The following is a 12,128-nucleotide window of genomic DNA, read 5'->3' as shown; positions in this document are numbered from 1 at the left end:
TCGTTTAATCTGTATAGACTGGAGCTAAATAATAGCTTCAATACTATGATAAGGGTGACGGCAAAGATTGTCAAGTAGTTTTTTTGTTCTGTTCCTGTGGCTAAAAAATCTAAATTCAGCCAGCACTTGGGTGATATCACTCTTATAGGCCTATGTTCATGTAATTTCCCATAATAGTTAAAAAAATTAGTAAAAAGTTACTGTAAATTTACGTATTTTGAGGCTATAATATTCAAAAACACTTGATGTATGGATGGTTTTATTGGAGTTAAAGGCGCAAGGGAGCATAACCTGCAAGGTATAGATGTTAATATACCGAAAAATAAATTAGTTGTTATAACTGGACTCAGCGGTTCTGGCAAATCTAGCCTTGCGTTTGATACGATTTATGCAGAAGGCCAGCGTCGGTATGTAGAGAGTCTTTCGGCTTATGCACGTCAATTTCTCAACATTCAGGATAAACCAAATGTTGAGTCGATCACAGGCCTCTCTCCTGCAATATCTATCAACCAGAAATCGATCTCAAAAAATCCAAGATCAACAGTTGGAACCGTTACTGAGATTTACGACTATCTACGCTTAATATACGCACGAATAGGAATTCCTTATTCACCTACAACTGGACTGCCGATAACGAAACAAACTGTATCTCAAATTGTAGATACTATAATGGCGTTACCTTTAGAAACTAAAGTATATATACTTGCTCCCATCGTGCGTGGCAGAAAGGGAGAACACCTCAAAGAAATATTGGAAATTAAAAAGCAAGGATACGTAAGACTAAAAATAGATGGTAAAATACATAATATAGATGATTTACCTAAGCTCGATAAAAACAAAAAGCACGATATATTTGTGGTTGCAGATAGGGTATCAATATCAGACGATATAGGAAATCGACTGCCAGGTAGCATAGAATCAGCATTAAGACTTGGTCGTGGCTTAATGTACGCAGAAGTAGTGAACTTGCCTGATGATCATGATTCCGAGTACAGAAATGATCAAGTTTTAACTTTCTCAGAGAATTTTGCATGTCCGGAGTCCGGCTTTACTCTTGAGGAAATAGAACCAAGATTATTTTCTTTTAACAGTCCCTACGGCGCATGTTGTTCATGCAATGGGCTTGGTAAAAAGCTGGCTATTGATATAAAGCTGATAGTTCCAGATGAAACGCTCTCAATATCTGAAGGTGCCTTGAGGCCAGTGGGGTTGATGCTCCGTCAAGTGCACACAGGTTATGGGTTTCTAAAAAATGTAATACTGTCACTAGCTGAAAATTGCAAATTCGGTCTTGATGTTCCATGGAAGAACATAGATCAAGTAGCGAAGGATGTGATACTCTTTGGTTCTAGAGAGATGAGATTTCAAGGTTTAGTTAGTATATTAGAAAACCAGATGGATTATGATGAAACACTTATTGAGCGATATTGTTCTATTGTTCATTGTAAAGAATGTGCTGGCTGTAGATTGAGAAAAGAGGCACTTACAGTGAAAATTGATGGCAGGCACATAGGTGAAATATCTAGGCTTAGCATCGATGAATCCCTTAAATGGTTTGAAAATCTCCCAGGCAAGCTTACAGAGCAACAAAAGCAAATCTCAAATAAAATATTAAGTGAAATAATCAAGAGGCTAACATTTTTGAAAAATGTAGGGTTAAACTACCTTACACTTGACCGTGAATCTGGCACACTCTCTGGAGGTGAAAGTCAAAGAATCAGACTTGCTTCACAAATTGGCTCTGGTTTAACAGGAGTGCTGTATGTGCTTGATGAGCCTTCGATAGGCCTTCATCAATGTGATAATGACCGATTGATTGCCACACTTAGGAACCTGAAGGATATAGGAAATACTGTAATTGTTGTTGAGCATGATGAAGATACAATAATGGCTGCTGATTATGTAATTGATATTGGACCTGGAGCTGGTGTAAATGGAGGAAAGATTGTTGCAGAAGGAACGCCAGATCAGGTGCAAAGAAATCCAGAGAGCATAACAGGGCAATATTTGAGTGGAAAGAGGGAAATCTCGATTCCAGAAAGAAGAAAACAAACGACTCAGTTTATAAAGGTAATTAATGCGTGTGAGAATAACTTAAAAAATATAAATGTTGAATTTCCTATAGGGAATTTTATTTGTGTTACTGGAATATCTGGAGGGGGAAAGTCAAGTTTAGTCATAGAAACACTATACAAATATTCAGCACATAAGATATATAATTCATCTGCAAAGTATGGCAAATGCGATAAGATAGAAGGCCTTGAATATATAGATAAAATTATAGAAATAGACCAGTCACCAATTGGTAGAACTCCTGCGTCAAACCCAGCTACATATGTTGGTATGTTCACTCATATAAGAAATTGGTTTGCAGGTCTTCCAGAGTCGAAGGCACGAGGCTATAACATAGGCCGATTTTCATTTAATACTAAGGGAGGAAGATGTGAAGCGTGCAAAGGTGATGGACATTTAAAGATAGAAATGCATTTTCTGCCGGACGTTTATGTGAAGTGTGAGCAATGTAAAGGTCAGCGATATAACCGAGAAACGCTGGAGATTACTTTCAAAGGAAAATCAATTTCTAACGTGCTTGATATGACGATAGATCAAGCTTATGATTTTTTTGAGAACCTTCCAGTAGTAAAAGAAAAGTTGGTTTCTTTGAAAGAAGTGGGGCTTGGCTACATAACACTTGGACAGCCCTCAACAACGTTATCTGGGGGTGAAGCACAACGAATAAAGTTATCCAAGGAACTATCAAAACGATTTACCGGAAGAATATTGTATATTCTTGATGAGCCAACAACCGGATTGCATTTTGAAGATGTAAACAACTTACTAAAAATGCTCCATAAGCTAGTTGATTTGGGAAACACTGTTATAGTTATCGAGCACAACTTGCACGTTATAAAAACTGCAGATTACGTAATAGACATTGGCCCAGAGGGTGGAGTAAAAGGCGGAGAAGTAGTCGCTGTAGGAACTCCAGAAGAAATAGTAGACATACCAAGAAGTGTTACAGGTAAGTACCTTAAGCCGTATTTATCAGATAGAGCATAAACTATTTTTTAATTATATTAGGCTACTCTGCACACTTATGATTTGGGTAGGGCAACGTCAGTATGTCAATATTTTAAAGGGTATGTTGAATATGGAATTGTGCCTGCTAAGAAAATAGAGGGTTTCACGCTAACTCCAGAAAGTAGTTTCCATAAATCTGTACGTCATATTGATAATGTGCTAGGACCTGTAAAAGATATAATTTATGGAGTTGAGAACGAAGACGATCATAATAATCAATACATGAAAAGTTGTGAATATGTAGGCTATAGAGCAGGGAAAGTTTACCTATTGTGTCAACTTGCTGCTTTCTTGGCAACTAGCATAATATTGCAGCCTTTACTTTTGACAGCGGCATATTTGTCGTATCTTCCACTCAAGTTATCTTCAAAGATAACAGGGAACAACTGTTTAAAAGCAATTACAAGGTCATTGGTCGACCATCTAGACGTATTTTTAGATATTGGACAGGAATGCGCTAGTGCAGTGTCCAGAGATTTAATAAGATTGTAAGTTATGTCTGTGCTGCTGTCGTTTGGGCTGCTGCATTGATCATAACTCCACTTGTGTGGGCTTGTAACAAAGTAAGCTGAGTGAAATACAGAAACCAGAAAAGACATCTTTAGCCAATGGTATGTCACAAACTGAGTTATAATACCAATCTTCGTTATTAGGAAAACAAATAGAATATATTACAAATTTGCTTATACCACCAATTATAGGCAAAACGGTATCTTTTTAATTTATCCTATTACCAGTGAAATTTGGTATAGGAAATTTTGAAAAATTGTCTAAAACAGCTAGAATAATGAAGTTAGAAGTCTTGGGAGAGGTTTAAAAGATATAACCAATAAGATGGTGATCACCTGTATTTATAACCATCAACAATAAATTTAAATGGTATTATACCGCTTAGAGCGGCCTGAGCATTGGACAAAGTAAAGCTGATATCAACAGTTCGATTCTTCACCCTCTTATTTTGTTCAGTTGTAAAAACTACAACAGCATTTCCAGCGAATGTGACTAGGTCCTTGATTGGTCGGTCAATGGATAACTTTACTACATTTATGTTGGAAATTTTTCCTTTAGATGAAAACAAATAACTAGTTTCATTGCTCATTTTTTCTTGAAAACCTCGATAGACTTTATATATAGAGTTGTTTTGTATGAAATTTTCTCGGTATTCTGGCTCGATGACTCTACTAGACTCGTATGTTTCAACGTATTTACTTACTAAGTACCTGGCTATAGAAGTGTATTCATCATCTTCTTCATTAAAACTAAGCTTACGTATTATAGAGAACTCATCTTCTATGTAATTCACATATTTTACAAAATTTAAATCTCTTTTAATAGGAAACAACAGGTATATATTTAGTAGTAATAAACATAAGCACACTAGGAGAAATGATACTATCAATACCATCCAAGATCTTTCTGCTATACAAGACAGGTATCTATAACAGTACCATTCAATTGCTTTACTAAAATAACTCTTGTTTTTTACTGATTCAGGCAGCTTGTCTCCCATAATATAAAGCTCTATTGGACTATCATAGCAACAATAAACCCTAAAAATTTTAAAATATATTTAAATTTTCTAAAGCAGGATGAATGATTATATCACCTTGTTCCGCAATAAGGCAGAATTTGTCGATTTTGCTCATATCCACATTTGTCATTCTTTACACTGAAATTTTCAGGACCATAGGTATTACCATCTGCACTTTTGTGATAATTATAATAACGTAATTTATCTTGGTCGTCAAAATAACTAAATTCATCAGCGAGGGGGTTCCCACCTTTCTGCCTTTGTTACCTTTAACTAGCCCAAATAAATCTGCTGCATGGTTTTAAAATCCAGGCTCGACAGCTCCATCCATAGCAAAAAACTTAAGTGCGTGACCAACATGCTCCTTAAATTTTAGGTTATAGGTCTTTTTTACACTACCAAAACCCACAAATTTATATTCATCTAAAACACCAGAATATTGTGGATCATATTTTTTATATTCAAAAAACTCATTGCCTAGAACGTTGCAAAACGTTAATTTGTAATTACTGTCATTCAGTTTAACACCTTTAAGGTAATGAAAATCTTGAGGAATTTTACTTCTTCTTTTGTAATATGGTTACGCACAACAAGCTCGCCACTGAGCATATGATAGCCAATTTTTAGCTAAGTAGCTATATTAATTGTTTTGTTTAGCTTTAAATTTGCTTCATAAATACCATTTGACAGATCATTTCCTTTTTCTAAGGTTACGTCCTGGTCTAAAGCTATGTTCCTATTTAAGCTTAGTTCTTTCTAAGTATTCAGTATGGCTTTCGTAAAAACTTCTATCGATCGCTATACAGTTAATTTATTATTAGTCAAACCACGTACTTTAAATATAAAATTGACAGTATTTTATCACAAATTTATACTAAAAGTATTATGATCAGTGGACTGATGCTATAAGATTAATCGCATTAGCTAAAACATGCTTTTTATCTAAGTGGAGTTGCTTAGCAGCAACAAAAAGTTCATCTATTTTCTTCCACTTACTTAGCAAAATTTCAACACCATTTACTTCTCTTTTTATTTTGTCTAAAATGAAGGCTTGAATTATATATGATGCTAGTTCTAACTCGATTTCGCTGTTTATTGCTTTATTAATTACTTCAGGATTATTTAAATTACGGAGGAATGTATAAAAGCATTTGTATGATTCATAGGTATCGCTATTTATTGCATTTATTATCATCCCTGGCGTTCCAGGGAATAAGGTAACAATTTCATCAAACACTTGATCATCAAGTTTACATTGAGATGAAACAATTTGCTTCGTCTCATTATAAGTTAGTGGCAGTAAATTTAGCTGAAAGCACCTACACCTAATAGTAGTTTGTATATTGTATGGCTTGTGGCTAATTATGAATATTTTAGAGTTCTTTGGCGGTTCTTCTAATATTTTTAATATCGCATTTTTAGCGTTGTTTGTCATCGCTTCTAAGCTATCTATTACAGCTATCTTATATTCTGATTGAATAGGGCTTAAGTGCAGAAAATTTTTCATTTCTCTCACTTTTTCTACTCCTATTGTGTCACTTTCAACAATGTGCAAATCCAACGCTACTTCATCACAGTCTTTTATAAGGAACCAATTAGAAAAGGATTTCACGAGTGTTGCTTTTCCTATACTCTTTTTACCACAGACCAGCCAAGATTGAACAGACAAGTTGTCCATTAATTTTTTTTTAGCTTGATCATGACCTATTATTCTTTTCATTCTTCCTCCTATGGACCTCAGCCTGAAAACATATTACTTGAAATGAGACTGCACCCTCTCTTAAAACCCTAATCTTATCTCTAGCTAAGTCAATAACAGTAGATTCTATACCGGAAACTAATTTATCATCTTCGACTATCGCAGATAGATGTTGCCTAATAGATTGAGGTATATCGCTTGCTTTGCATACACTTTTTTCTCCTGAAATATTGATACTAGTCGCGACTATCGGGGTTTTTAGCTTGTTTAATATTGAAATTGCAATAGGATGATTAGGAATTCTTACGCCTATGCTGCCTTTAAAGAATTCGTTTGGTAATATGTTATTATTTTTAAGCGGTAAGATATAGGTAATTGGTCCAGGAGAGAAGTGGTTTATTAAACCAAAGTATTTTTTCTCTAACTCTGCTATTTTTGTCAAACTGTAAATATCACTAACAGATATAGATAGTGGTTTATTTTGAGAACGCTTCTTTACCTGGTATATTTTCTTTATAGCTCCACTATCTAATGCACTACAAGCAAGAGCATAAACTGTCTCTGTTGGAAAACACACTAACAAGTTGTTCTGTATTGCATTTATTATTTCAGATATCATACAGCTAAAAACTTACATCCATATTACAGCATAAGCAGTAGATAATTTTATTTCGGTACCGGCTTTTTTTTGGCGTATTTTTCTTCAGCGATTAAACTACTATTTTATAATGGATTTTGTCAGCAACCGCTAGGTTTTTTCGATTACTGTGCGCAAAGCTATTCCAGCTTCATGCACACAGCTGTACTAGCATTAATTATAGAAAAGAGAAAAAGTAGTAATCGTAGATTTTGTCTGGATTTCCATCACAGTATTCAATGACTGGTTTCAGGATTTCAAGTCTAAGCTCGTTCATAAAAGCACGCCTAATAAACTTGTAACTCTACATTCCATTGCGTTTTCTGTACTCTGTTAGTAAAATGGAAGTATGAGAATCACGTACAGTGTAACCATAATAACCCCAATTATAGATTAGAAAGAAGTAAAAAAAAGCTGGAAAGTGAGTAAACTCCAAGTTATTCCTGTTTTAATAAGGAGGTTACCCATGAAGAAAGATATTACAGAATTTTATTGTTGCGTCGAGGATTTTTGTCGCACGGTTGATGAGAATTTTGCCAATATACTCCTACCAAATGACAGAAACCAAACTAGAATACCAGGAATTGTCACTCCAGAAATTCTACCGTAATCCTATTATATCATCAATCCCCATGCAAAAATTTTAAAGCTTTTTACCTACTTTATCTGCACTTTACGATCAGAATTTCCCAAATTACAACATATGAATGGTTTATTGCTCTTAAGTCGCGAGTCTTTTATGGTATTTAGCATTGCTTTTGCAATGGTTCTGCAAACAAGCAAAAATGACAGGTACTTTCTACATTGACACTTCTTCAATCGCCTTTTACCATCCAAAAAGAATCTCAAGAAACAAAGTTTTCAATGGATTAGCTAAGCTTGGAAAGACTACATATGGCTGGTTTTTAGGCTTAAAATTGCACTTGGTGATTAACGAAATTGGCGGAAGCATTTACGCTAACCAGAGGTAACGTTGATGACAGAAAACCTGTGTCAACTTTAACCAAAAAGCTAGCCGGACTTTTTTTTGGAGATAAGGGCTATATTAAAGAAAGAGCTCCTTTAGAAACTCTTTGATAGAGGTTGAAAATTTGTCATTAAAGTGAAAAAAGGTATGAAAAACTCACTAATTTCGCTGAAAGAGAAGATTTTGCTAAGAAAAAGATTGATTGTTGAGACAGTTTTTGACTCCTTGAAAAACAAGTTTGAGATTAAGCATTCAAGACATAGATCACCAACAAATTTCCTAGTTCATATTTTTTCTGTCCTGATTTCATATTTCATTCAGCGAAGAAGCCCTATGTTTCAACTCCTTTCTTTGTTGGCTAACCTATAGTTGGGGTTTATTAGGTTAGTGAGTATAAAAGTTATTTTAAAATGTATTGTTTCTATGGAAAACTTGATCCCAGTATCAAGTATTGGAGTAAAAGGAGTAGGGGATTAGGATGATAAGAGAGGTTTCTGGAATGACAGGAAGAGGGCATTGGAATAATAGGAGGAAAGAGACGCTTGAGATGACGGCTACTTTCATGACACCGTTTGTTGTGCGAATTACCTTGGCAAGATAATATTCAGTTATGGGTACAATAGACCTACTTTTCTTGTGATCTTTTTAGCCTTTCTTTGTTTAATATGGAGTTTATCTCTTCTACACTTTTATCAATATCATCATTGATTATTACATAATCATATTTATCGCTTTTGCTTATCTCCTTTTGGGCTCCGGCTAGTCTGAGATCTATTTCACTTGCACTGTCAGTATTACGCTTTTGCAAACGTAACCTAAGTTCTTCCATCGAAGGGGGAAGTATAAAAACACTTACAACTTTTTTCCTCATAAGCTTAAATAAATGAAATGCTCCTTGCCAATCTATACTTAGTAATACGCTTATTCCACTGCTTAGGTTCTGTTCTATAAAATTTCTCGGTATGCCATAAAAGTTCTCAAAAACTTTGGCATACTCAAGCATTTGACCGGCTTCGTATAACTCGTGAAACTTTTCCTCGGTAACAAAAAAATAGTCTTTGCCATTTATTTCACCAGGGCGAGGTTTACGCGTGGTCATAGAAACCGACCTAACTATGTTAGTCGATCGCTCAAGTAGTCTCTCTAATATGGTAGTTTTGCCCGCTCCAGAAGGAGAAGATAAAACCAATAGTACACCCCCACTTTTTATGGTCATTTTTCTTTTCTAAGTAATTTAATAAGCATACCAAAGAGTTTCTCATTTATTAGATTCTGAATTTTCCAATATAGCGCTCTTCAAATCAGATTCAAAAAAACTAGAATTATCTAAATTAGAATCTGATAAGTTGGTATCAATAAGGGAAGAATTGTCAAAAATAGCATGGCGCAAATCAGCTTTTTTAAGATTTGCCTTATTTAAATTAGCATTTATAAATTTTGCTCTACCCAATATCGAATTAGAGAAATCGGCATTTTCTAGGTTCATATCCCTAAATTCAAAATAAGAATAATTCACATCAAATTTTTCACCCTGTGATACCTTTTCTTGCAAATCTTCAATTGAGGTTATAGCACCCTCTAAGTTTGTAAGTCTTTCCTGTCCTTCATTGCCAATTAAAATTGAATGATCGAATTTACAATCTGTTAAATGAGCATCAACAACCGAGCCTTCATATAAGCTCGAAGAGTCAAAAGATGTGTTACCAATCATTGAATTATTGAAATTGCTGAGAAAAAAGCCTGTTTTCTTAAAGGTATTATCGTGAAGCAAAGAAGATCTGAAATCGCTTTCAATAAAATTCGAATTAGTTACTTTCAGATTAGACCAGCTTGAGTTATCTGCTATTAAACTAAAAAATGTTGAGCTCTTTACCTCACTAGAGTCGATGCTGTGGTAAGAGAGTTTGCTATTATAAACTTGAGAGTCTTGTATTTTGACCTTATACATTGAAGCAGTAGAAAGATCCGCGCCTTCTATCTTTGTAGAGGTGAATAGCGAATGATCGAAAAATGAACCGCTCATATTAGAATTTGTAACTTTAGTATTATAAAACTTTCCATGACGAATGTCAGAATTAGAAACATCAACCTGATGCAGCTCGCTAAGACTAAAATCAATATCGGATAAATCGGTATCTTGAAAACTGACTTTAGAAGCATACGAGTGTTTTACCTTGGAACCATGTAATATAGACTGAACAAAACTTGAATTATTACCGTTTACATAGTAAACCTGCATATTGCTTAAATTAGTTTTATTGAAGTTACTTTCAATTATAGCAGAAGAATTAAGACAAACGTTAGAAAGGTTGCTGCCTGTGAAGTCTGATTCTCTTATTTCTGCACCATATATATTAGCGTTCTCCAACGAGGAAAATTGTATTTTTAGTTTATATGAGTCCACTCCAAAAAAATTTGCATTGCTAAGGTTGCTTTTCTGCATAACAGTATCATTTACTTCACTATCGCTAAAATTTACATAACTAACATTTGAGTTTAGTAAGCTAGAGAAATTCATTTTCACATTTGAGAAATTAGTATGTAAGCCAGTTATATTATTCATTTTTGCTCTTTTAAGATCAGAGCTGATAAACTCAGCATAACTAATATCAGACTGATCAAATGTAATATCTGTTAAATTTGCAGAAATAAATTTTGCAAAACTTAGGTTTGTACCTTCTATTCTTATACCTTGCAAATTAGCATTGGAAAAATTGGCCCCACGCAAATCAGCATTAATAAAGGATACATCTGACAGGTCAGTATGAGAAAAGTCAGCACCAATTAGACTGACTCCATCAAAAATAGATCCATTGAGGTACAATCGACTAAAATTAGCTCCATTTAAGTCAGGACCAAAACCTTTTCCAAAGTTTTCTGGCACGCCTTTTTTATGACATTGTACTAGAAACTTAGCAAAGTCTTTTTTACTGTAAGACACATACTTTATCTTATGCAAGATATCCAAAAAATCACTGACCGGGCTATCCTTATCATTTACTCCACTCCCGTAACACAAATGACCAATTAAGATTAATATCAAAAATCTAATCATCTTTCTTGATCTTCATTACACTGCAATTCGTTATCTTCTTTTGTTTTCACAGCCCAATTATATATTTCCAGGCTTTCTTTGTTGCCTATCCTCTTATGCTTCAAAAGATGTGGTATCATTTCAGTAATTGCATTTATCATATCAACCCGACCTCTTTCGATTGCTATATCAACAGGAGATTGAAGACTATTATTAACTACTTTAGGATCAGCACCTTGTAATAAGAGAAAGCGTACTATATCTACCTCACCTTGCTTAACTGCATAAATTAGAGGGGTATCTCCAAGCTTATTTCTAAGCTTCAGTACCTCTTGAGTTGTTAATCCAAGCTCTTCCAACTTGCTTGTTATCCCCCTCAGGCAAACTAAGTTGTTCTTTTTAATACAGTAAAAAAGCTGCTTACTATAGTCATTAATAAATACGGTTGTCGGAAGATGCTCATTAAGCTTATCATATTGTCGCTTATATACTAACTTACTTTGTGCATTCTTTTGATACCATTCCTTTATTGGTTCTCTGTCTAACTTTGTCCATTTTTGTAAATTTTTCTCTTCCTCTTGCTTGTTTTCTTCGTCTCTTCTAGTGATAGGTTTTACTTGATTTTTTCTGCTGCGGTTCTTAGCTGATTTTTTCACTTCTTCTTTTTCAGCTTGATCTTCCTCTTTTTCTTTTTTCCCTTCTAATAATTTATCTGTATTATTTTCTGAGGGCTTATTCTCCTCAATATCAACCTTTTTATCAAATTGTAGACTTTTTTGCAGATCAGCTACATCTTCATTTAAACCAGTGCTTGGAGGCAAAACTAAATTTCTATTTACTTCCTTATCAGTCACACTTGGCAAACTTGGAGTAACTTCATCTTTACTTTTCTCTGGCAAGTTATTGCCAAAATCTTTATTACTCTTATCACCTCTGCCAATAGTTTTTTTAACTGTAGGAACTTTGTCTTCATCGAGTTGTGGTTCTTTTTTATTGACCGCTCCTTCAGCCTTGCTATCCCGTGCTTTTTCAAAACTCAACTTGTCGACGTCCGTAGTGTCGCTTTCAGAAGACTCATGCTCGATTCCTTGAGCTGTGCTTTCCGGCGCATCTTGTTTTAGATTTTTCCTTATACCTACATTTTCATGTACAGAACTAATCGATTCACCTGCATTGTTT

The 12,128-nt window shown here is 34.6% G+C and carries 9 protein-coding genes and 1 pseudogene; 4 read left to right on the top strand and 6 right to left on the bottom strand.

Going from position 1 to position 12,128, the window contains the following annotated elements; translation table 11 throughout:
- Positions 1–249 precede the first annotated feature (249 nt).
- Together uvrA and IHO40_RS02600 are read left to right on the top strand one after the other, a co-directional pair.
- On the top strand, positions 250–3,060 hold the full coding sequence (gene uvrA / locus IHO40_RS02605; RefSeq protein ID WP_225536622.1) for an excinuclease ABC subunit UvrA: 2,811 nt from the start codon (positions 250–252) through the stop codon (positions 3,058–3,060).
- 42 nt (positions 3,061–3,102) lie between these two features.
- On the top strand, positions 3,103–3,573 hold the full coding sequence (locus IHO40_RS02600; protein ID WP_225536621.1) for a hypothetical protein: 471 nt from the start codon (positions 3,103–3,105) through the stop codon (positions 3,571–3,573).
- A 349-nt stretch (positions 3,574–3,922) separates the two neighbouring features.
- Here IHO40_RS02600 and IHO40_RS02595 read toward each other — a convergent pair whose 3' ends face one another.
- From IHO40_RS02595 to IHO40_RS02585, 3 genes are all read right to left on the bottom strand, one after another.
- Positions 3,923–4,591, bottom strand: coding sequence for a conjugal transfer protein TraJ (locus tag IHO40_RS02595; RefSeq protein ID WP_225536620.1), 669 nt, complete (start codon positions 4,589–4,591; stop codon positions 3,923–3,925).
- A 910-nt stretch (positions 4,592–5,501) separates the two neighbouring features.
- Entirely contained in the window at positions 5,502–6,332 is an 831-nt protein-coding gene (locus IHO40_RS02590; RefSeq protein WP_225536619.1) for a DNA polymerase III subunit delta', read from the bottom strand.
- Complete coding sequence (locus IHO40_RS02585; RefSeq protein WP_225536618.1) at positions 6,310–6,930, bottom strand: L-threonylcarbamoyladenylate synthase; 621 nt, start codon at positions 6,928–6,930, stop codon at positions 6,310–6,312. Before IHO40_RS02585 ends, IHO40_RS02590 begins: the two co-directional genes overlap by 23 nt.
- Before the next feature lie 484 nt (positions 6,931–7,414).
- Between IHO40_RS02585 and IHO40_RS02580 the strand changes: the two are divergent.
- Together IHO40_RS02580 and IHO40_RS05790 are read left to right on the top strand one after the other, a co-directional pair.
- Positions 7,415–8,277, top strand: a pseudogene (locus IHO40_RS02580) (IS982 family transposase).
- Positions 8,278–8,393: 116 nt separating this feature from the next.
- On the top strand, positions 8,394–8,516 hold the full coding sequence (locus IHO40_RS05790) for a hypothetical protein (protein WP_255585965.1): 123 nt from the start codon (positions 8,394–8,396) through the stop codon (positions 8,514–8,516).
- Between the two features lie 24 nt (positions 8,517–8,540).
- On the opposite strand, the gene gmk is transcribed toward IHO40_RS05790, so the two are convergent.
- The 3 genes from gmk to IHO40_RS02565 all read right to left on the bottom strand — a co-directional run.
- Entirely contained in the window at positions 8,541–9,131 is a 591-nt protein-coding gene (gene gmk / locus IHO40_RS02575; protein ID WP_225536617.1) for a guanylate kinase, read from the bottom strand.
- A gap of 42 nt (positions 9,132–9,173) precedes the next feature.
- Complete coding sequence (locus tag IHO40_RS02570) at positions 9,174–10,970, bottom strand: pentapeptide repeat-containing protein (RefSeq protein WP_225536616.1); 1,797 nt, start codon at positions 10,968–10,970, stop codon at positions 9,174–9,176.
- Positions 10,967–12,128, bottom strand: a 1,162-nt coding sequence (locus IHO40_RS02565; protein ID WP_225536615.1) for an ankyrin repeat domain-containing protein, incomplete at its 5' end; no start/stop codon positions are given. The genes IHO40_RS02565 and IHO40_RS02570, both read right to left, overlap by 4 nt.

The organism is Wolbachia endosymbiont of Mansonella ozzardi (assembly GCF_020278625.1).
In the GTDB taxonomy this organism is placed as follows: domain Bacteria; phylum Pseudomonadota; class Alphaproteobacteria; order Rickettsiales; family Anaplasmataceae; genus Wolbachia.
This window is presented reverse-complemented; position numbering and strand designations above follow the sequence as displayed.